This is a genomic window from Paraburkholderia sp. J10-1, from assembly GCF_905220165.1.
Classification (GTDB): Bacteria; Pseudomonadota; Gammaproteobacteria; order Burkholderiales; family Burkholderiaceae; genus Paraburkholderia.
In genome coordinates this window covers 1,096,986-1,116,693 of the sequence record NZ_CAJMYW010000001.1, presented here as the reverse complement: position 1 = coordinate 1,116,693, position 19,708 = coordinate 1,096,986, and the positions used below count along the sequence as shown (strand labels likewise).

The window sequence follows — 19,708 nt, the reverse complement described above, 5'->3', positions numbered from 1 at the left end:
GCTGTCAAGCCTTCGGCGCCTTGTCGAGCACCACGCCCGTCGCCGGGTCGAGGAACACCCTGCGGTCTTCGTGGCCACGGCCACGGCGGTCGAAGTCGAACATGCCCATGATGCTGCCCGCCGTGGCGTCGAACGACCCGCCGCCGATGCGCTGACCATCAAGCCAGTTGTCTTCGATGAAGCGCACCACAGAAGACTGGTCGATCAACGTGTGGTCGACGTAGTTCTCACGGGCCCACGGCGAGATCACGACGAACGGGATGCGCGTGCCCGGACCGCAGCGGCCGTTCACGGGCTTGCCGTTCAAGCCGGCCGGCGCCGAACCGGTGCCGCAAATGCCGGCCGCGGTCAACTGGTCGGCCACGCTATCGTACGAAGCACTGTTGGGCTGCGCGTACGCATGGTCGTACCAGCCGTCCGAGTCGTCCCAGGCCACGATAACGGCCGTATCTTCCCAGTCGTGCTGCTCCTGCAGGAAGTTCACGACCTTCGCGACGAAAGCCTGCTCGTCGAGCGGGTCAGAGTAGCCCGCGTGGCCATCCTGGTAGGCCGGAGCCTTGAGGAAGCTCACCGACGGGAAATTGCCCGCCTTCACGGCATTGAAGAAGTCGTCGGTATCGTACTGGTGATTCGCCGGGTCGGGGTTCCCGTTCTTGCCCACGCTGTGCCCGATCGCGGCGAGCGAGCTCGGACGCAGATGCTGCGGGTTCGACGTCGATGCGTAGTACTGGAACCAGTTATGGTGCGGAATATAGTCGGACGTGGACGCGCCGACCACCGGCGAAAGCGTGCTGCGCTTGCAGCCGGTCGTGCCATTGCTGTTCGTCGTCGAGAGGTTGAAGCCGCCCATGAAGCCGCCCCACGAGACACTGCGCGCGTTCAGCAGGTCGCCGATATTCTTGCCCGTCATCTGCGCCGTGTCGGTCGTGCTCGAGCAGAGGTCGTTGGCCGGATCGACGTCATTGATCATCGTGAAGCCGCCCTGCCCGTCGTTCACATAGTACGAACCCGCGGTCGAAGGCTTTTTCGTTGTTAGCACAACCTTCATGCCGTTGGTCTGGCCCGAGACCACTTCGAGCGCGCCGGGCGTGGAAGGACCGTAGGTCGACGTATACGCGTTATCGCTCATCGCGAAGTGCTGCGCGTAGTTCCACAGCGCCGTGACGGTGTTGCCGTCGTAATAGCCCATCACCTGGCCCTTCGTGCCAAATGCGCCGGCGCCACCGCTCGTGCCATTACCCGTGTACTCCGGGAAGAGGTCGGCCCGGCCGTTGTCGTACGCCTGCTGCTCGGCCGTATAGGCGTGGTTCTGGTCAGCCGTGGCCGCCTGCGTGCGATCCAGACGGAACGGATTGGCCGCGCCCGCGCCATTGCCCGCATTCGTGAAGTTCGGGTTTTGGGACAGCAGCGTGCCGGTCAGACCGTTCACTTCGGGCGTGCCGGGTTGCGCCTTGAATGCAGGCTCGCCGGACGGGTTGGTCGCATGCGGATAAGTCGCGAAGTAGTGGTCGAACGAAACGTTCTCGCCATAAATCACGACGAGGTGTTTGATCGGGGTAGCAGTGTGACCGTGTTCCGGATGATTCTTGTCGTGATCGTCACCAGCACTCCACGCAACTGTCGATGCGAATGCTGCGGCTGTGAGCGAACCAACTGCGACGTGACGCCATTGCATATTCGGCTCCTGGTTGGTTTCGTATTGTCGGGGTCACCGTGAAGCCGCAGAAAAGGCGTTATGCAGCCCGCATCGTCGCGCTCATGCCAGCGGAATGCGGAGGCTACACGGCATGAGGATTAAAGCATCGGGGTATGAATGCTCAGCGTCAGAGTCCTTACGAAATATTTTCGATTGGTAAGTTTGAAGCTGGCTCGGCGTGCAATTGGCGCCGAATTGGCGAAATCGGCCTTGAATTCAGGTATGAAGATTGCGCGGCGCTCGCACGCCGGTTTGCAAACAAGGTGAACTAAACGAAGCGCACAGCGTCGTGCTAGATGAAACTGACGCCGCCGTTCACGGGAATGGTCTGCCCGGTGACGAAGCCATTGCCGACCACCATCAGCACGACCTGGGCGACCTCGCTGGCTTCACCGAGGCGGCCAATGGGCAGCCGTTCCGCAACGTTCGCCGCTTTCAGCGGCGCCGCCATCTCGGTGTCGATGAGCCCGGGCGCCACGGCGTTCACAGTGACGCCTTCGCGGGCCACGCGTGCGGCGTAGCCGCGCGTCAAGCCTTCGAGGCCGGCTTTCGAAGCGTTGTAGTGAACGCCGACGAGGCCACCGCCGCGCGCGGCTGCCGAAGAAAGATTGACGATGCGCCCCCAGCGGCGCGCGCGCATACCGGGCAACACCGCTTGCGTGCAGAGAAACGCCGACTTGAGATTGACGGCGAGCGTGCGGTCGAATTCGGCTTCGGTCAGCGACTCGATGTCGGTAATGGTGCCCGTGCCCGCGTTGTTCACGAGTATGTCGACCGCGCCGAGGCCGCGCTCGATCTCGCCGATCATGGCGGCGACCTCGCTTGCCGACGACACGTCGGCGCGCAAGGCGAGCGCGCGGCCACCGGCGCTTTCGATCTGCGTGACGACCTGCCGGGCTTCGTCGGCACGTTGCCGGTAATTCACTGCAACCGCCGCGCCGGCCGAAGCGAGCGTAACGGCAATGGCGCGGCCGATTCCGCGCGAGCCGCCCGTCACGAGCGCAACGCGGTTATTCAGGTCCGGGAAAAGTGCGGGCATCGGGGCTCACGGCGCGGTGCCAATGCCGCCGCCCGGGCCCGCCAGTTCGCCGTCCACGCCGAGTGAATCTGCATGACCGTGAGCGCTCACGCGGCCGCGACGTCGCGAAAACGGCGTGGTGCGCAACTTCGCGCGGCGCCGCGGGCCGGAAATCGGGTCCAGGTAGAACATGACGAGCGTGCCTGCCGCGGCCGCCGCTGCAAGATGGAACAGAGCCTTCATGGATGCCTCTCGATAGTTGCAACGCATGCAGAGCGCGAAGATCGGCGCGCGCGGTACGACACACCCGTGCACCAATGCGCGCATCCATTATGCCGCTGACCACTGCGCGTGAGGCGCCTGGGTGGCATGCGCGTTCAGGAAAAGCCCTCGTCCCAGCGTGCATCCCGCACCTGCACCATGCCCGCTTCCACACGCACCGCGAACACCGCGACGTCCTCATACGCGGGCGGCGCGAGCACTTTTCCCGTCTTGATGCAAAAGCGCGCGCCATGCCGCGGGCAGATCACCTCGTCGCCTTCCACATCGCCGCCCGTGAGCACGCCGCCATCGTGCGGACAGGTGTCCTCGATCGCATAACAGGTTCCTTCGAGATTGAATACCGCGACCGGCGTGCCGTCCACGTCGACGCTGCGCACGGAACCCGGTTGAAATTCGCTGTATGGCGTCACGTCCACCCAATCGGCCATGTCAAAGCATCCCCAGTTGCAGGAGCGCCGCTTCGGACATGCGCGCTCTTGTCCACGGCGGCTCCCAGACCAGTTCCACATGCGTCTCGCTCACGCCTTCTACGTCGTTCACGCAATCTTCGACCGTGCCCGGGAAGGTTTGCGCCACCGGGCAACCGGGCGCGGTCAGCGTCATGTGTATCGTCACGCGGCCCGCTTCGGCGTCCACGTCAAGTTGATAAACGAGCCCCAGATCGTAGATGTTGACCGGTATCTCCGGATCGAACACCGAGCGCAGCGCGTCGATCACGCGTTCGCGCAGGTCGTCGCTCGTTGTTTGCGTATTCATCGTCATTGGCCTCCGGGCGCGCACTGCCTCACTCGGTTGAAACGGTGCCACGTTCGTCACGCAACGCGGCGTGCAGCGTGTGCCACGCGAGCGTCGCGCATTTGATTCGCGCCGGAAATTCGCGCACGCCCGCGAGTACGGCGAGCTTACCGAGCCCTTCGATCGAGACCGGCCGGTCCGAAGGCGCCGTCGCCATCGTGTGAAAGCGTTCGAACAGTGCTTCGACCTCCGCTTGCGTGCGGCCCTTGAGCGCCTCCGTCATCAACGAAGCCGAAGCCGTTGCGATCGCGCACCCCGCACCCTCGAAGCCCGCGTCCTTGACGACTCCGTCCTCGATACGCAAATACAACGTCACGCGGTCGCCGCACAACGGGTTATACCCCTCGGCGCGATGCGTCGCACCGGTCACGGCGTGACAGTTCCGCGGCCGCCTGTAGTGGTCAAAGATCGTTTCCTGGTACAGGTCGCGCAGGTCGCTCATAACGGAAATACCTCTTCTACGCGCGCGAGGCCGTGCAGCAGCGCGTCGACTTCGGAGCGCGTGTTGTACAGCGCAAACGAAGCGCGCACCGTGGCCGGCACGCCATAGCGCTCCATCACCGGCATCGCACAATGATGCCCGGTACGCACCGCCACGCCACAATGATCGAGTATCGTGCCGACGTCGTGGGCATGCGCGTTCTCCATCACGAATGAGAGGATGCCCAGCTTTTCCTTCGCAGTTCCAATCATTCTCACGTTGGGCATATTACGCAAAACAGCGTCTGCATAAGCGAGCAGATCAGCCTCGTGCCGCTGCGCCACTTCCAGGCCAATCGCGCTCACGTAGTCGAGCGCCGCCGCCAGCCCGATCGCGCCGGCGATATTCGGCGTGCCCGCTTCAAAGCGCCACGGAATCACGTTGTACTCGGTCTTCTCGAACGTCACGGAGCGGATCATGTCGCCACCGCCCTGCCATGGCGGCATGACCTCGAGCAACGCCGATTTTGCATACAGCGCGCCAATGCCCGTGGGGCCATAGATCTTGTGCCCCGAGAATGCATAGAAGTCGCAACCGAGCGCGGCCACGTCCACGGGAAGGTGCGCGATCGCCTGCGCGCCATCGACCAGCACCGGGACGCCGCGCGCATGCGCAAGCTCGATCATCCGCGCAACCGGATTCACGGTTCCCAACGCGTTGGACGCGTGCGCGACGGCCACCATGCGCGTGCGTGCGCCGAGCAGGCGTTCGTAAGCGTCGAGGTCGAGCGTGCCGTCGTCGTCGATCGGCGCCACCTTCAGCAGCGCGCCCGTTTGCGCACAGACGAGTTGCCACGGCACGATGTTCGAGTGATGCTCCATCGCGGTGATGAGCACTTCGTCACCGGGCTGAAGTCGCGGCCGCGCGTAGCTTTGCGCCACCAGATTGATCGCTTCCGTCGTGCCCCGCGTGTATACGATCTCGTTCTCGTGCGCCGCATGCAGGAAATGCGCAATGCGCGCGCGAGCGCCCTCATAGGCGTCGGTTGCACGCTGCGACAGCGCATGCACGCCGCGATGCACGTTGGCGTTGTCATGTTCGTAATAGGCCTGCTCGGCGGCGATCACGCTCGCGGGCTTCTGCGTGGTCGCGGCGTTGTCGAGATACACGAGCGGCTTGCCATGCACGCTTTCGCGCAGAATCGGAAAGTCGCGACGCCAACCCATGACCGTTTCGGCGTCGGGAATACTCACCGGTTCGAGTAGATTCATGACAGTCCCCGCAGATATTCGCCACCGGGCAAGCGCGCGAGCAGTTGCTGCGTGAGCCGGCTGCGCAGCGCAGCGCTTTCCACGCGATCCACGCTCACGCGCGCGAACGACCACACGAGCAGCGCACGCGCCATGCGCTCGTCAATGCCGCGCGAGCGCAGGTAGAAGAGCGGGTTCTCGTCGAGTTGGCCGACGGTCGCGCCGTGCGTACACTTCACGTCGTCGGCGTGAATCTCCAGTTGCGGCTTCGTGTCGATCTCGGCGTTGCGCGAGAGCAGCAGGTTGTCGTTTCCCTGGTGTGCGTTGGTCTGCTGCGCGTCCTGATGCACGATCACGCGGCCGTCGAACACGGCATGCGAAGCGCCGTCGAGCACGCCGCGATAGTATTCGCGGCTCGTGCCGCGCGGCATCTCATGGTCGATGCGCGTGTGATGATCCACGTGCTGCCTGGCGCTCACGAAATACAGGCCGTTCAGATCGACCTGGGCGTCTTCCGCGTCGAGGCGAGTATCGATCTGTGTGCGCGACAACGCCCCGCCGAACGCGAACGAGTGCGAGGTGAAGTGGCTGGCGCGCCGCTGCGAAACGCCGACGTGTGCGATGTGAAACGCTGTGCGCGCCTCCTGCTGGATACGGCAATGCTGAATGTCAGCCTCTTCGTCGGCGACGATCTCCGTGGCGGTGTTGACGAAATACGCTTCGTCGGTAATGCCAGCGAACTGCTCGACAATCGAACATCGCGCGCCGCGCGCCGCAACCACGGCGTTGAATGGATGCATGGCGAGCGCGGCTTCGCTGCTGAAGAACAACACGTGCAGCGGCCAGTCCAGCACGCAGCCTGGCGGCAGCACGACCACATAGCCGTCGCTTCGAAATGCGCCGTTGAGCGCCGCGAAGCCGTCCTCCGGCGCGCGGCGCGCCATGATCGACTCGATCCGATCAGGAATCCTTCGTATTGCCTGGGCGAGCGTGCCAACGAATGCGCCTTCCGGCAAAGGCGGCAGGTACGAGAGCTTCGGCGCGTGGCGGCCGTTCACGAACACGATACGGCCGCCAGCATCGGCGGGCACGAGGTCGTCAATCAGGCGCGCATAATCCGTTTGCTCACCGTCCGAAGGCATGAAATGCCAATGCGGCTTCGCAATGGACATGACATTGGTGTACTTCCACGCTTCGAGCTGCGTGCCGGGAAAGCCCAGGATTTCGAACCGGTCGAACGCGTGCCGCCTTGCCTTGCGCAGCCAGGGCAGCTCGACGCCCGCCAGCGTTCCCGCCATCGTGCGGAAAGCGTCGCGGTAATGCTCGCGCGTTGATTCGCTCATCGTTGCTCCCTGGCGGCAGCCGTGTGTTGCGGGCCGGCGCCCGGCCCACCTGCCGGTTCGTCGCTATCCGGCTCGCCGAGCCAGCCGTAGCCCTTGCGCTCCAGTTCGAGTGCAAGCTCATGCGAACCCGATCGCACGATACGGCCCTGCGCAAGCACGTGCACGTGGTCCGGCACGATGTAGTCGAGCAGGCGCTGGTAGTGCGTCACCAGCACAATCGCCCGCTCCGCGCTGCGCATCTGGTTCACACCGCGCGCGACGAGTTGCAGCGCGTCGATATCGAGGCCGGAGTCGGTCTCGTCGAGAATGGCGAGGCGCGGCTCCAGCACCGTCATTTGCAGCACCTCATTGCGCTTTTTCTCGCCGCCCGAAAACCCTTCGTTCACGCCCCTGTACAAAAGCGCTTCCTTCATCTCCATCGCCGCCATCTTTTCTTTCACCAGCGCGAGAAAGTCCATGGCGTCGAGTTCCGCTTCGCCCCGTTGTTTGCGCTGCGCGTTGAGCGCGGCCTTGAGCAGATAGATATTGCTCACGCCCGGTATCTCCACCGGATACTGGAACGCGAGAAAGAGCCCGCGCCGCGCACGTTCGTCGGGCGCGAGCGCGAGCAGGTCGCAGCCGTCGTACTGCACGCTGCCCCCCGTGACCACGTATTGCTCGCGCCCCGCCAGCACGTGGGCGAGCGTGCTTTTGCCGGAGCCGTTCGGCCCCATGATCGCGTGAACCTCGCCCGCGTTCACGCGCAAATCCACACCACGCAAAATCGGCTTGCTTTCGACTTCGACATTCAGATTGCGAACTTCCAGCATACTGCTCTCCCTCTCAACCTACGCTGCCTTCCAGACTCACGCCCAGAAGCTTTTGCGCTTCCACCGCGAATTCCATCGGCAATTCCTTGAGAACGTCCCTGCAAAAACCGTTGACGATCATCGACACCGCGTCCTCCTCGGTGAGCCCGCGCTGCCGGCAATAGAACAGCTGGTCTTCGCCAATGCGCGACGTCGAGGCTTCGTGTTCGACCTTCGCGCTCGGGTTTTTCACCTCGATATACGGAAACGTGAACGCGCTGCATCGATCGCCGAGCAGGAGCGAATCGCACTGGGTGTAATTGCGGGCGTTCTCGGCCGAGCGCGCCATTTTCACGAGCCCGCGATACGCGTTCTTGCCGCGGCCAGCCGAAATCCCCTTCGAGAGAATCGTGCTGCGCGTATTGCGCCCGATATGAACCATCTTCGTGCCGGTATCGGCCTGCTGATAGTGGTTGGTGAGCGCCGCCGAATAGAATTCGCCAATCGAGTTGTCGCCCTGCAAAATGACGCTCGGATATTTCCACGTAATGGCGGACCCCGTTTCGACTTGCGTCCACGAAATCCTCGCGTTGGCCTCGCGGCAGTCGCCGCGTTTCGTCACGAAGTTGTAGATGCCGCCGCGTCCCTGCGCGTCGCCCGGATACCAGTTCTGCACCGTCGAATAGCGGATTTGCGCGCCCTCCAGGGCAACGAGTTCCACCACGGCGGCGTGCAGCTGGTTTTCGTCGCGCATCGGCGCCGTGCAGCCTTCCAGGTAGCTCACATAAGCGCCCTTGTCGGCCACGATGAGCGTGCGCTCGAACTGGCCCGTGTTGCGTGCGTTGATGCGGAAGTACGTGGACAACTCCATCGGGCAGCGCACGCCCGGCGGGATATAGCAAAACGAACCGTCGCTGAATACCGCGGAGTTGAGCGTTGCAAAGAAATTGTCGGTGTACGGCACGACCGAACCGAGATACTGGCGCACGAGGTCCGGATGCTCGCGCACCGCTTCCGAGAACGAGCAGAACACGATGCCAAGCTCGCCCAGCTGCCGGCGAAACGTCGTGGCAACGGACACGCTGTCGAAAACCGCGTCCACGGCCACGCCCGCGAGCATCTCGCGCTCCTGGAGCGGCACGCCGAGCTTTTCGTAGGTGCGAAGGAGTTCCGGATCGACTTCGTCGAGGCTCTTCGGCCGGTTTGCCTGCGTGAGCGGCGCCGAATAGTAGGCGATGTCCTGGAAGTCGATCGGCGGGTGTTCGATGCTCGCCCAATGCGGCTCGGTCATCGTGAGCCAATGCCGGTAGGCAGCGAGCCGCCATTCGAGCATGAAGTCCGGCTCCTGCTTGCGCGCCGAGATAAGGCGGATCACGTCCTCGGACAAACCGCGCGGCAACGTATCCGACTGCACGTCCGAAACGAACCCATGCCGATATTCCCGCCGCAGCAATTCCTCGAACGTTTTCGCTTGTGTATCCATGACGTTATTACGGTCTCCTGTACACTCATGACCTCATTCTAGAACCGCTGTCAAAACCCTGGCATGGCCGGGGTTTAACCGCGGCGCAGCGAGAGCGAAGCCGGCACGCCCGATGCGAAAGACCCTGCTGGCAAGAGTGAAATGACGATGTATCTACCCGTCCCGCCGATGGTGAAGCCGCCCGCCAGCGGCGCTCAAACGAAATAGCCGCAAAAAGAACTCAACATTGGCCGCGCCAGGTTCTACCCTGTAACAGTGAAACTCACGGAGGACCAGGATGAGAATCGAATTCACGAGTCGCCGTCACGCCGTGGCTGCCGCACGCGTCGCGTTCGAAGCCAACGTGGACAATCGCCCGGTATGGTGCAGCGTGTCGCTCGACGCGCTGAACGATCGCTTTGGCAATACCGGAACATCGGCGCATGCACTATTGAGCGCGTTCGAAGCGAACCGCCCGAGCATCGAACTGGCCGCGCGACACGCGCTGGAGAAAAACGGGGGCCAGTCCGTGGAGCTGGAAACGCGCGATCTGGAGTAATCGCGCTGGTGCAAGTGGAATCGCAACAGGGTGCGAATCATCAGCCCAATCAGCCTGCTTCCCGCAGGCCTCGATACCTCCCCAAATGCAACCCTGAAAGGTCAGCGATAAAAAAACGCCCGGAATTCCGGGCGTTTTTTTAATCGTGGCTTCCTCAGACCTTGCGCGCCCGGAGATACCGGAAGAACTCCGCGCCTTCCTGCAGGCGCCGCTTCATCATCTCCCAGCTCACCAGCATCTCGCGGACGATTTCCCAGATCTTCGATGGCCGGAAATAGAAGCGCTTGTAGAACTCCTCGACGCCAAGATAGATCTCTTCGCGCGAAAGGTGCGGATAGCCGATCGTCGAAGCTTGCGTACCCGCCGAATTGATGAGCGTGATGACCTTGGTATCGTTCAGCCACCCATTTTCAACGGCCTGCTTGTGAAGCACCGTGCCCGGGTACGGCGCGGCGAGCGACACCTGAATGGTATGGGGATTGATCTCTTTTGCATACTGAATGGTCTTCTGGATCGTCTCGTGCGTCTCGCCCGGCAGACCGAGGATGAACGTTCCGTGGATCTTGATACCGAGCTTGCGGCAATCCTCGCTGAACTGGCGCGCCATATCGGTACGCAAGCCTTTTTTGACGTTCACGAGAATCTTGTCGTCGCCGGATTCGTAGCCCACGAGCAGGAGCCGCAACCCGTTGTCCTTCATCACCTTCAGCGTCGAGTACGGCACGTTCGCCTTGGCGTTGCACGACCACGTCACGCCTAGCTTGCCAAGCCCGCGCGCAATCTCCTCGGCGCGCGGCCGCAGATCCGTGAACGTGTCGTCGTCGAACATGATCTCCTTGATTTCGGGCATGTTGTCGCGAATCCACTTCACTTCTTCCAGCACGTGCTCGACCGAACGCGTGCGATAGCGGTGCCCTCCGACCGTATGCGGCCAGAGGCAGAACGTGCAACGGGATTTGCAGCCGCGCCCCGTGTAGAGCGACAGATACGGATGCTTGAGATAGCCGCTGAAATAGTGCTCGGGCGTGAGGTCGCGCTTGTAGATTGGCGAGACGAATGGAAGCTGGTCCATGTCTTCGAGTATCGGCCGGGCTTCGTTGTGCGTGATCCCGCCGTCGGGCAGGCGATAGCTGAGGCCCAGAATCGATTCGAACGGAAGACCCTGTGCAATTTCGCGGCACGTGAAGTCGAATTCCTCCCGGCAGACGAAATCGAGCGCATCACTCGCGGTAAGCGAACCCTGGGGATCGACCGCCACTTTCGCGCCGATCATGCCAATGAGAATCGTGCTCTTGCGCCGCTTCAAGTGCTCGGCAAACTGCACGTCGCTCTGGAACGAAGGCGAACTCGTGTGAATGATAACCAGTTCGTATTCCTGAGCGATATCCAGGGTCGTTTCCAGTGAAAGCTCGTCTGCGGGGGCATCGACCACGCGGCTGCCTTCGACGAGCGCGGCCGGCTGAACCAGCCACGTTGGATACCAGAACGACCGGATCTCGCGCTTTGTTTGGAAACGTGAGCCAGCGCCGCCATCGAAGCCTTCATACGAAGGTGCCTGCAGAAACAGCGTTTTCATGAATGTCCTCGGAGAAAAATCGTGAATTTGTCTCGAAGCCTACAAAAGCATGACACTTGCTGGATAGCTGCTTTGCCCGGGTCAAGAATACTACGACTTACCTTCGCGGCATGGCGAAAAAAAGCCCGTACCTGCTTATCGAAATACCCAGTTGAAAAAAGTTTGGCGCCAGGTGAACGCCGCATTCGTCGGCATGAGCGATGCTTTCTGTACTATATTTTTTTGGGGCATCCGCAGCAGCATTCACAGCACTCCAAAGCGGGAGGCAATGTATGTCGCGATATCACGACATGACAGAAGGCGTGCCGGTTGGCAACGGCCACCATATCAGCCCGGCCGAATTCCTGCTGATGGCGGGCTTTCTCGCATACCGCGCCCCGCTCGCTTCAAGCGAAGCCCGGGCAGCAGCCCGGCGTGTTCTGGATGCGGTTCTCAGTGCGGCGGCAGCACACGGGTTCGTGCATGCCGACGCACTCGAAGCCATGATGGCGAGCGCCGAAAAGTCGGCGAACGTACGCAGTCTCGCCGAGCAGGCCAGTGCTGCCGTGGGCGACACGTTCACGTACCTGCAGGTGATTCGCGGCGCGGGCGTCACGCTGGAAGCAGACCCTTATACGCTTGTTACTTGAGGACTGGCGCGCCACGCGTTGGGATGCCGTTTCGCCATTCAACTGTCCGGTGGACGCGCGGGGACCTGCTGCCAGCCGCCGGCGCAGGTTCGCACGTACGGGTAATAAGTCTGCGACGCCACGCAGTAGTACCAGACGCCATACGGGGCCTCGTCACCCTGCCCGCCCTGGCCGCCGCCTTGCCCATACTGCTCGTTTTGATCGTACATAGCGGCACCGCCGTACTGAGGCTCCTGCGGCACCTGCCCCTGCCCCTGTTCGATCCACTGCGTGGGCTGCGAGAAGTCGCCTGAAACGTAGGGGTAATAGACGCTGCTTATGTACGTCGGGTAGTAGTACGGATAGAACGGATAACCGTAGATGAAACCGGGGCCGAAGTAGAAGCCGACGCTCACCGACCCGCAGCAGCCATACCAGCCGTGATAGTAGCCGCCGTGATACCAGCCGTAGCCGTGGCGATAGCCGCCATGGTAATAACCGCCGTGATTCCACCCGCCGCCGCTATAGCCGCCGTGATAGCCGCCGCTCCAGCCGCTGCCGTGATTCATGCCGCCGTTGCCGCCCCAGCCGCCACCGCCACCGCCACCACCGCCGCCCCAGCCACCGCCGCCGTGGTACCACCCGCCGCCGCCTCTACCCGCGCTCGCCCCAGCGCTGATGCATAGCGCCACGAGCACGAGCAGGAGTCTGCACAATTCACGCCCTTTCATGATGCTCACCCCGAAAGCCGTTCGGCTTCATAGATCAGTTTAGGCGTCGGGAGCCCATTTTTCCTGTGTGTGCGTTTCCCGGCGCATTACCGCTCGCGAAGGTCGTCCTGCCTCGCGATGATGGCCGCGCCAATCAGGCCGCCGTCGTGCCGGAACGCGCCGGGCACGACCACGCGCTCGCGGAACTCCCGCAGCGTGCGCTTGCGCACTGCGGCGTCCAGCGCGTCGATGAGTGGGGACACATTGGAAAGTCCGCCGCAAGCCGGCACGATCGAAGCGCCGGTAATGTTGATGACAGCTGCGAGCGGTTCCGATACCAGGGCGAGCCAGGCCGATACCGTGCGCTGCGCGCGATCGCCGCCTTGCTGCCAGTCGTCGAGAATGGTGTGGCTGTCTTTCTGTTCTTTGTTCAGGAGCGCGTTGAGCCGTTCCATGCCGCGTGCCCCGCCGATGGTGTCGACGCAGCCCATGCGGCCGCAACCGCAACGCAAAGCACTCACTGGCTCCGCGTGGCCGGTGCCGTCGAAGTCGACGTGCGTGCTCACAGGCAGCCCGTGGCCCCACTCGCCCGATATGCCGCTCGCGCGGCCGACTACGCGGGCGCCCACCACGAGCGCGCCGCCGACGCCGGAGCCGAGGACCACGCAAAACACGACATCGTGGCCCGCCCCCGCACCCTCGACGGCCTCCGCCAATGCGAGGCAGTGAGCGTCGTTGGCAATGCGTACGCGCCGCTGAAGCCGGGAGGTCAACTCCGCGCCGAGCACGCGACCCGAAACGCATGGGACGTTGGACGAGCAGATCACCCCGCTTGCGGGATCGATCGCGCCGGCCATCGAGATCACGAGTGGCGAGCGGTTCTCGCCAATATGACGGTCTGCGAGAGATCGAAGCGTCGCGCCAAACGCCTCCCAGCTGTCGACGGGCGTTGGCACGCTTTCGAGCAGGCGCACGCTGCCCGGGCTCTCCGATACACCGAGCCTGACGTAAGAACCGCCGATGTCCGCGACGAAGACGCCTGAGTTTTGCTTTTGTTCTGCGCTGGTGTCTGGCACCCCTGGCTCCTCTATGCGTGCCTATGCGACGCCAGCCTGATGGTTCAGCGGGCGCGCACGAAATGATGCTCTATCTTGGCACGCAATACGCCGTCGACGGCCGCGAGTTGTTCGCGCAGCCGCACCGCGCGCCTTTCGGTCATGTCGCCAAATACGATTTTCTGCTCGAGCACGTCGCCGCAGCGGGTCACCGCCCAACGGTCGACGACCACCTGTTCGCCGTCGAGCACGCCTGCGGCTGTCGAAACGACGCCGAGATCCAGACCGGACACGAGATGAACGGTATGCGTGAGCGTGAAGCCAGGAAGACAGTGCGAAAAGTCCTCACAGACCGAGGACGAAGAAGACGAAGCGGCGGGGATATCTTGACGCATAGTGACTCCGGATGAAGGTTGATCGAACCGGTGCCAGCTACGCTGCTCCCGCTTCGTTGCCGTTAATCGGCCGCATCGCCTCGAGGGCTTCCACCTTGCCCGGGAGGGCAGGTTGGCGTCGGTCACTCCGACTCTGGATGCTTTGCTTCTTGTGTTCGATATTCCGAACGAGCTTTCATTATACCGGAAATAAGGTTCCGGGCAAGAAGCGCACCTCGAGCGCCCTCCTGCCCGGCTTTCCGGCCCCGCATGCTATCTCCTTGGGACGGCGCCTCGCGACTCGGTCGCCCTGAGGAAATCGAAGTCGGCGCCCTTGTCCGCCTGGGTCACGGTGTCGAGAAACAGCTTGTGATAACCGCGGGCCGCCGTGGGCACGGCAACCGCATTCGCCTGCGCCCGGCGCCGCAGTTCTTCGTCGTCCACGAGCAAGGCGATCTCGCGGTTGGCCACGCTCAAGCGGATGCGGTCGCCGTTACGCACATGCGCAAGCGGGCCGCCGATGGCGGCTTCCGGCGTAACGTGCAGCACGATCGTCCCGAATGCCGTGCCGCTCATCCGTCCGTCCGAAATCCGCACCATGTCTTTCACCCCGGCGCGCGCGAGTTTCTTCGGGATCGGAATATAGCCGGCCTCGGGCATGCCCGGCGCGCCTTTCGGACCAATCCGCTTGAGGACGATGATGTCGTCGGCGTGCACGTCGAGGTCGTCGGCGTCGATGCGGTCCGCCATGTCGCCGGCGTCTTCGAACACGACCGCGCGGCCCTCGTGCTCCATCAGCGCCGCCGAAGCCGCCGATTGTTTGATGATCGCGCCACCCGGGGCAAGGTTGCCGCGCAGGACGGCAAGCCCGCCTTGCGGATAAATGGGCGCGCTGAGTGGCTTCACCACGTCTTGCGCGAAACGCGGCCCGGCGCGCTCCATTTCCTCGCCCAGCGTACGGCCCGTCACGGTCATGGCGTCGAGATGCAGCAAGGGCTTCAGTTCATGAAGCAGTGTGGCCATGCCGCCAGCGCGATGAAAATCTTCCATGTAATGCTCGCCGGAAGGCTTCAGGTTCAGCAGCACCGGCGTTTCGCGGCCCATACGGTCCACCGCATCCAGATCGATGTCGAAGCCGAGACGTCCGGCAATGGCGGCAAGATGCACAATGCCGTTCGTCGAACCGCCAATGGCCAGCAGCACCCGCAAGCCGTTCTCGATCGACTCGGCACTGAGCACCTGATCGATCGAGAGCCGCCGCCTCGCCATCTCCACGGCCTGTGCGCCGGTCTGCTCGGCCACGCGCATGCGGTCCGACGTGACGGCCGGAGGTGAAGCGCCGCCCGGCATCGTCATGCCCATGGCTTCCGCCACGCAGGCCATCGTGCTGGCCGTGCCCATGACAGCACAGGTGCCGACGCTCGGCACGAGGCGGTCATTCACCTCGGCGATCTCCTCCGCCGTGACTTCGCCCGCGCGAAACTTGCCCCAATAGCGGCGGCAATCCGTGCACGCGCCAACGCGTTCGCCGCGATGCGCGCCCGTCACCATCGACCCGGTAATGAGCTGAATGGCGGGAATGCCCGCCGATACGGCGCCCATCAGTTGCGCGGGCACCGTCTTGTCGCAGCCGCCGATGAGCACGACCGCGTCCATGGGCTGCGCGCGAATCATCTCCTCCGTATCCATCGACATGAGGTTTCGCATGAACATGCTCGTTGGCTGCGAAAAGCTCTCGTGGATAGAGATGGTCGGGAATTCCATCGGCAAGCCGCCCGCCAGCAGAATGCCGCGCTTGAGCGCCTCGAGCAGCTGAGGCACGTTGCCATGGCAAGGGTTGTACGCGCTGCCCGTATTGGTGATGCCGATGACAGGACGCTGCAGCGCGTCGTCGGTATATCCGGCGCCCTTGATGAAAGCCTTGCGCAGGAATAGCGAGAAGCCCGTGTCGCCGTAGTGGGTCAGTCCGCCGCGCATGCCCTCGGGATCAGCGGAATCCTTTTCATTCGGTGAGTTCTTTTCGGACATAGCCACGAGCCTCGGGTCGGTTCAGATGGGTCAAAACGCGGGCAAAGCGCCGTCGCCGGTAAGCGTACTGCGAATCGTGCAACGCGCAAGGCGCGCAGTGCGCCCTTCGCGCACGATATTACAAATCACCTTCCATAGCAGATTGAACCGAATGCGCGCACACTCGGTCAGTCGAGGTACCGGATTTGCTTGCTGTGATCCTTTCGGCCCATTGAAGCGAAATCATGTCGACGAAACAGACCCAACCCGATCCTTCCAGCGAGCCTTCCCGCACGGCTCCCAGCGCGAAAGTGCCCGCGCATGCGCAGGGCGCACCGGTGGCCCCCGCCTCGCCTGCCGGCAAGCATCCTGCGCCGCCCTGCACGCTCGTGATCTTCGGCGCGGGCGGCGATCTGACCCAGCGCCTGTTGATGCCGGCGCTTTACAACCTCGCCGTCGACCGGCTGCTCGACGACGGCATGAAGATCATCGGCGTGAATCACGGCGAGCGCGAAACCCAGGCGTGGTCCGACGATCTGCACGCCGCGCTGCAAAAATTCGCCGCCGACAAGGCGAGCACCTTCCACGCCGGCAAGCTCGACGACAAGGCGTGGGACTGGGTCGCGCAGCGCCTCACCTATATGGCGGGCGAATTCGAGGACGACAGCGCGTATCAGCGGCTCGCGCAGCAACTGAACGGTAAGTCTCACGGCAACGCCGTGTTCTATCTCGCGGTGGGCGCGCGCTTCTTCAAGCCGATTATCGAGCGCCTCGGCAAGGCCGGTTTGCTCGACGAGGGCAACGACAGCAACGGCGCGTTCCGCCGCGTCGTGATCGAAAAGCCCTTCGGCGCCGATCTCGCTTCGGCGCGCGACCTGAACCAGCACGTGCTGAATTTCGCGCAAGAATCGCAGGTCTATCGCATCGACCATTTCCTCGGCAAGGACACGGTGCAGAGCATACTCGCGCTGCGTTTCGCCAATGCCATGTTCGAGCCCGTGTGGCGGCGCGAGTACATCGACAGCGTGCAGATCACGGCTTCGGAAGTGATCGGCGTGGAAGGCCGCGGCAAGTTCTACGAGCAGACCGGTGCGTTTCGCGACATGGTGCCCAATCACCTCTTTCAGCTGCTCGGCATGGTCGCCATGGAGCCGCCCAATTCGTTCGACGCCGAAGCGGTGCGCAACAAGAAAGCCGAGATCTTCGAAGCGCTCAAGCCGCTCACACCCGACGACGTGGTGTTCGGACAATACGCAAAAGGCCCGGCGGGCGTGGGTTACCGCGACGAGCCGAACGTGGCGAAAGACAGCCGCACGGAAACCTATGCGGCCGCGCGCGTGCAGATCGACAATTGGCGCTGGGCGGGCGTGCCGTTTTATCTGCGTACCGGCAAACGGCTGGCCGCGCGACGCACGGAGATTTCCGTGCAGCTAAAGAGCGTGCCGTTTCTGCTCTTTCGCGACACACCGGTCGATGCGCTCACGCCCAACGTGCTGACACTGCGTATCGATCCGTCGCATGGCACGAGCTTCGACTTCAACGTGAAAACGCCGGGGCCGGTCGTACAGATCGGCCCGGTGCATTCGTCGTTCGATTACGACGACTTCTTCGCGGAGCACGCCAACGTCGGCTACGAAACGCTGCTTTACGATTGCATGCTCGGCGACCAGACGCTCTTTCAACGCGCCGACGCCATCGAAGCGGCATGGTCGGCGGTGGATGGCGTGTTGCATCCGGAACTCGACGCCGCGCTTCCCGTGTATGACTACGCGGCGGGCAGCGAGGGCCCGGCGCAAGCCGATGCGCTGCTCGCGCGCGACGGCCGCGCATGGCGCGCGCTCGAGCAGCCGCAAACAAAGAAGAAGTGAACCAGAAAACTAAGGAGAACGTATGGCCAAAATCGAAAAAGCGGTCAAGAAAAGCGCGGTAAAAAGCACGGCAAGCGCGAAGCGCGCCTCGCAGAAAATCGAAAACATTCTCGCCATCGACATAGGCGGAACGGGCCTGAAGGCCGCGATCGTCGACGCAAACGGCACCATGCGCACGGAGCGCGTGCGCGTGGCGACGCCGCATCCGTGCCCGCCCGCCCTGCTGGTCGAAACGCTTGCGACGCTCGTCGACCCGCTCATCAAGCACTATCCCTCAACGCGCGTTTCGATCGGCTTTCCTGGTTTCGTGCGCAACAATCATGTGATTACGGCGCCGCATCTCGGGCTCGATGACTGGAACGACGTGCCGCTCGCGCAGATGCTGGGCGAGCGGCTCGGCATCGCTTCGGTGCGCATGATCAACGACGCGGAAATGCAGGGCCTTGCCGCCATCGAAGGGCACGGCCTCGAATTCGTGATGACGCTCGGCACCGGCGTGGGCACGGCCATGTTCCGCGACGGCGAATTGATGCCGCACCTCGAACTCGCGCATCACCCGGTCAGCAAGAAGCGCGCGTACGACGAGTACATCGGCGACGCCGCACGCAAGAAGGCCGGCAACAAGCGCTGGAACGCGCGCGTCGAGAAGATCATCGGCATTCTCGACTCGCTCGTGCACTACGACAAGCTGTGGATAGGCGGCGGCAACGCGGCTCGCCTCACGTTTGACCTGCCGCCGAACGTGGCGACCGTACCGAACGACCGGGGCATCGAGGGCGGCGCACGGCTGTGGCACCCGCGTTCGGTGCGCGAAACACAGCCGCTGCCCGCGGCTACACAGCGCGCGGGCAAAGCCAGGTAACCCGCTCACACCGGGCCAGGCGCGCGCCGCTTCATTTGCGAGCGCGCCCGCCCCCATCGGCGAAGAGTTCGATCACGAGTTCGCGCAGCCAGCGGTTGCCTTCGTCGTGCTGCACGCGCGCGTGCCAGAGCAGATGAATGGGCGCCGCGGGCAGCTTCATGGGCAGCGCGCTCAGGCTCAATGAAAACGGCTTGGCGAGTTGCAGCGCAAGCCGCTCCGGCACCGTGGCGATCAGGTCGGTGCGTTCGAGGATATAGCCCACGCTCATGAAGTGCGGCACGGAAAGCCGCACCTGGCGCTTCACGCCGCGCCGTTTCAGCCATTCATCGACCTGACCGTGCCCCGTGCCGGCCGAGACCACCACCAGATGCTCGGCCTCGCGCCATGCCGCGAGCGTGAGCGGCGCGTTCTCCAAAGGATGACCGCGCCTGAAAAGGCACACATAGCGCTGATCGAACAGGCGCCGCTGGTAGAAGCCGCCCTTGAGCTGCGGCAGCAAGCCAATGGCGAGATCGACGCGGCCTTCAGCCATTTCGTCGCTGAGATTGACGCCGGTATTGCGCACGGTATTGAGCGCGACGCCCGGCGCCGCACGCGAGAGGCGCTCCAGCAGCGCAGGCAGAAACACGACCTCGCCGATATCGGTCATGCCGATCGTCATGGTGCGCGTGGCGCGCAGCGGATCGAAGCCGGTCACGGGATTGAGCGCGCCATGCAGCGTGGCGAGCGCCTGCGCGACCGGGTCCGCAAGACGCAGCGCGAACGGCGTGGGCACCACGCCGCCCGGCCCGCGCACGAAGAGCGGATCGCCCAGCAGGCGGCGCAGCTTCGCGAGCGCGTTGCTCACGCCGGGCTGGCTCATGTTCATCTGCTCGGCCACGCTCGCCACGCGCCGCTCGCGCATGAGCCGGTGAAAGAGCAGCAGCAGGTTGAGGTCGATATCGCCGAGTTCCATTCATTCAATCCAGTGATGAAGCAGATTCACTCCATTTTATTGTGCAATGAGTTGCCGCTGCTGAGAATACGGACACGGT

At 63.3% G+C, this 19,708-nt stretch carries 20 protein-coding genes and 1 riboswitch; of the genes, 4 read left to right on the top strand and 16 right to left on the bottom strand.

The window, feature by feature from the left end; translation table 11 throughout:
• Window positions 1-4: 4 nt before the first annotated feature.
• From U5A65_RS04905 to sufB, 10 genes are all read right to left on the bottom strand, one after another.
• Window positions 5-1,675, bottom strand: a complete 1,671-nt coding sequence (locus tag U5A65_RS04905) for a phospholipase C (RefSeq protein ID WP_415764158.1) — start codon at window positions 1,673-1,675, stop codon at window positions 5-7.
• A gap of 313 nt (window positions 1,676-1,988) precedes the next feature.
• Complete coding sequence (locus U5A65_RS04900; protein ID WP_321945632.1) at window positions 1,989-2,735, bottom strand: 3-oxoacyl-ACP reductase family protein; 747 nt, start codon at window positions 2,733-2,735, stop codon at window positions 1,989-1,991.
• A 6-nt stretch (window positions 2,736-2,741) separates the two neighbouring features.
• A complete protein-coding gene (locus tag U5A65_RS04895) occupies window positions 2,742-2,957 on the bottom strand; it encodes a hypothetical protein (protein ID WP_321911884.1) in 216 nt (71 codons plus the stop codon).
• A gap of 134 nt (window positions 2,958-3,091) precedes the next feature.
• A complete protein-coding gene (locus U5A65_RS04890; RefSeq protein ID WP_321911886.1) occupies window positions 3,092-3,424 on the bottom strand; it encodes a non-heme iron oxygenase ferredoxin subunit in 333 nt (110 codons plus the stop codon).
• Between the two features lies 1 nt (window position 3,425).
• A complete protein-coding gene (locus tag U5A65_RS04885) occupies window positions 3,426-3,752 on the bottom strand; it encodes an SUF system Fe-S cluster assembly protein (RefSeq protein ID WP_321911887.1) in 327 nt (108 codons plus the stop codon).
• A 28-nt stretch (window positions 3,753-3,780) separates the two neighbouring features.
• Window positions 3,781-4,233, bottom strand: coding sequence for a Fe-S cluster assembly sulfur transfer protein SufU (gene sufU, locus U5A65_RS04880; RefSeq protein WP_321911889.1), 453 nt, complete (start codon window positions 4,231-4,233; stop codon window positions 3,781-3,783).
• Window positions 4,230-5,483, bottom strand: coding sequence for a cysteine desulfurase (locus U5A65_RS04875; protein WP_321945631.1), 1,254 nt, complete (start codon window positions 5,481-5,483; stop codon window positions 4,230-4,232). Before U5A65_RS04875 ends, sufU begins: the two co-directional genes overlap by 4 nt.
• Window positions 5,480-6,805, bottom strand: coding sequence for a Fe-S cluster assembly protein SufD (sufD, locus tag U5A65_RS04870; RefSeq protein WP_321911892.1), 1,326 nt, complete (start codon window positions 6,803-6,805; stop codon window positions 5,480-5,482). Before sufD ends, U5A65_RS04875 begins: the two co-directional genes overlap by 4 nt.
• A complete protein-coding gene (gene sufC, locus U5A65_RS04865) occupies window positions 6,802-7,614 on the bottom strand; it encodes a Fe-S cluster assembly ATPase SufC (RefSeq protein WP_321911893.1) in 813 nt (270 codons plus the stop codon). The genes sufD and sufC overlap by 4 nt, the downstream gene beginning before the upstream one ends.
• 13 nt (window positions 7,615-7,627) lie before the next feature.
• Complete coding sequence (gene sufB, locus U5A65_RS04860; RefSeq protein WP_321911895.1) at window positions 7,628-9,076, bottom strand: Fe-S cluster assembly protein SufB; 1,449 nt, start codon at window positions 9,074-9,076, stop codon at window positions 7,628-7,630.
• 277 nt (window positions 9,077-9,353) lie between these two features.
• Between sufB and U5A65_RS04855 the strand changes: the two genes are divergently transcribed.
• The gene (locus tag U5A65_RS04855; protein WP_028204289.1) at window positions 9,354-9,614 is read left to right on the top strand and encodes a DUF1488 domain-containing protein; all 261 of its coding nucleotides are present in this window, start codon (window positions 9,354-9,356) and stop codon (window positions 9,612-9,614) included.
• A 154-nt stretch (window positions 9,615-9,768) separates the two neighbouring features.
• Here U5A65_RS04855 and hpnJ read toward each other — a convergent pair whose 3' ends face one another.
• On the bottom strand, window positions 9,769-11,190 hold the full coding sequence (gene hpnJ, locus U5A65_RS04850; protein WP_321945630.1) for a hopanoid biosynthesis associated radical SAM protein HpnJ: 1,422 nt from the start codon (window positions 11,188-11,190) through the stop codon (window positions 9,769-9,771).
• 272 nt (window positions 11,191-11,462) lie between these two features.
• Here hpnJ and U5A65_RS04845 point away from each other — a divergent pair, with 272 nt between their 5' ends.
• Complete coding sequence (locus U5A65_RS04845; RefSeq protein ID WP_321934764.1) at window positions 11,463-11,819, top strand: hypothetical protein; 357 nt, start codon at window positions 11,463-11,465, stop codon at window positions 11,817-11,819.
• 38 nt (window positions 11,820-11,857) lie between these two features.
• On the opposite strand, the gene U5A65_RS04840 is transcribed toward U5A65_RS04845, so the two are convergent.
• From U5A65_RS04840 to U5A65_RS04825, 4 genes are all read right to left on the bottom strand, one after another.
• Complete coding sequence (locus U5A65_RS04840) at window positions 11,858-12,529, bottom strand: hypothetical protein (protein WP_321911905.1); 672 nt, start codon at window positions 12,527-12,529, stop codon at window positions 11,858-11,860.
• A gap of 86 nt (window positions 12,530-12,615) precedes the next feature.
• Window positions 12,616-13,584, bottom strand: coding sequence for an ROK family protein (locus U5A65_RS04835; protein WP_321945629.1), 969 nt, complete (start codon window positions 13,582-13,584; stop codon window positions 12,616-12,618).
• 44 nt (window positions 13,585-13,628) lie between these two features.
• The gene (locus tag U5A65_RS04830; protein ID WP_321945628.1) at window positions 13,629-13,856 is read right to left on the bottom strand and encodes a hypothetical protein; all 228 of its coding nucleotides are present in this window, start codon (window positions 13,854-13,856) and stop codon (window positions 13,629-13,631) included.
• Window positions 13,857-14,000: 144 nt separating this feature from the next.
• A riboswitch (SAM-I-IV-variant riboswitch) is annotated at window positions 14,001-14,104 on the bottom strand.
• 106 nt (window positions 14,105-14,210) lie between these two features.
• Window positions 14,211-15,965 (bottom strand): IlvD/Edd family dehydratase, encoded by a 1,755-nt coding sequence (locus U5A65_RS04825; protein ID WP_321945627.1) that lies wholly within the window; start codon window positions 15,963-15,965, stop codon window positions 14,211-14,213.
• Window positions 15,966-16,189: 224 nt separating this feature from the next.
• Here U5A65_RS04825 and zwf point away from each other — a divergent pair, with 224 nt between their 5' ends.
• A complete protein-coding gene (gene zwf, locus U5A65_RS04820) occupies window positions 16,190-17,812 on the top strand; it encodes a glucose-6-phosphate dehydrogenase (RefSeq protein WP_321945626.1) in 1,623 nt (540 codons plus the stop codon).
• Between the two features lie 22 nt (window positions 17,813-17,834).
• Entirely contained in the window at window positions 17,835-18,674 is an 840-nt protein-coding gene (locus tag U5A65_RS04815; protein ID WP_321945625.1) for an ROK family protein, read from the top strand.
• 31 nt (window positions 18,675-18,705) lie between these two features.
• On the opposite strand, the gene U5A65_RS04810 is transcribed toward U5A65_RS04815, so the two are convergent.
• On the bottom strand, window positions 18,706-19,629 hold the full coding sequence (locus U5A65_RS04810) for a LysR family transcriptional regulator (RefSeq protein WP_321945624.1): 924 nt from the start codon (window positions 19,627-19,629) through the stop codon (window positions 18,706-18,708).
• Between the last annotated feature and the right edge of the window lie 79 nt (window positions 19,630-19,708).

Coding starts and splice junctions, on each gene's coding strand:
- U5A65_RS04900 (WP_321945632.1), bottom strand. CDS start 2,735: ATGCCCGCACTTTTCCCGGACCTGAATAACCGCGTTGCGCTCGTGACG.
- U5A65_RS04885 (WP_321911887.1), bottom strand. CDS start 3,752: ATGAATACGCAAACAACGAGCGACGACCTGCGCGAACGCGTGATCGAC.
- U5A65_RS04825 (WP_321945627.1), bottom strand. CDS start 15,965: ATGTCCGAAAAGAACTCACCGAATGAAAAGGATTCCGCTGATCCCGAG.
- U5A65_RS04890 (WP_321911886.1), bottom strand. CDS start 3,424: ATGGCCGATTGGGTGGACGTGACGCCATACAGCGAATTTCAACCGGGT.
- sufU (WP_321911889.1), bottom strand. CDS start 4,233: ATGAGCGACCTGCGCGACCTGTACCAGGAAACGATCTTTGACCACTAC.
- sufC (WP_321911893.1), bottom strand. CDS start 7,614: ATGCTGGAAGTTCGCAATCTGAATGTCGAAGTCGAAAGCAAGCCGATT.
- U5A65_RS04875 (WP_321945631.1), bottom strand. CDS start 5,483: ATGAATCTACTCGAACCGGTGAGTATTCCCGACGCCGAAACGGTCATG.
- sufD (WP_321911892.1), bottom strand. CDS start 6,805: ATGAGCGAATCAACGCGCGAGCATTACCGCGACGCTTTCCGCACGATG.
- U5A65_RS04845 (WP_321934764.1), top strand. CDS start 11,463: ATGTCGCGATATCACGACATGACAGAAGGCGTGCCGGTTGGCAACGGC.
- U5A65_RS04815 (WP_321945625.1), top strand. CDS start 17,835: ATGGCCAAAATCGAAAAAGCGGTCAAGAAAAGCGCGGTAAAAAGCACG.
- U5A65_RS04895 (WP_321911884.1), bottom strand. CDS start 2,957: ATGAAGGCTCTGTTCCATCTTGCAGCGGCGGCCGCGGCAGGCACGCTC.
- U5A65_RS04840 (WP_321911905.1), bottom strand. CDS start 12,529: ATGAAAGGGCGTGAATTGTGCAGACTCCTGCTCGTGCTCGTGGCGCTA.
- zwf (WP_321945626.1), top strand. CDS start 16,190: ATGTCGACGAAACAGACCCAACCCGATCCTTCCAGCGAGCCTTCCCGC.
- U5A65_RS04810 (WP_321945624.1), bottom strand. CDS start 19,629: ATGGAACTCGGCGATATCGACCTCAACCTGCTGCTGCTCTTTCACCGG.
- U5A65_RS04905 (WP_415764158.1), bottom strand. CDS start 1,675: ATGCAATGGCGTCACGTCGCAGTTGGTTCGCTCACAGCCGCAGCATTC.
- sufB (WP_321911895.1), bottom strand. CDS start 9,076: ATGGATACACAAGCGAAAACGTTCGAGGAATTGCTGCGGCGGGAATAT.
- U5A65_RS04855 (WP_028204289.1), top strand. CDS start 9,354: ATGAGAATCGAATTCACGAGTCGCCGTCACGCCGTGGCTGCCGCACGC.
- hpnJ (WP_321945630.1), bottom strand. CDS start 11,190: ATGAAAACGCTGTTTCTGCAGGCACCTTCGTATGAAGGCTTCGATGGC.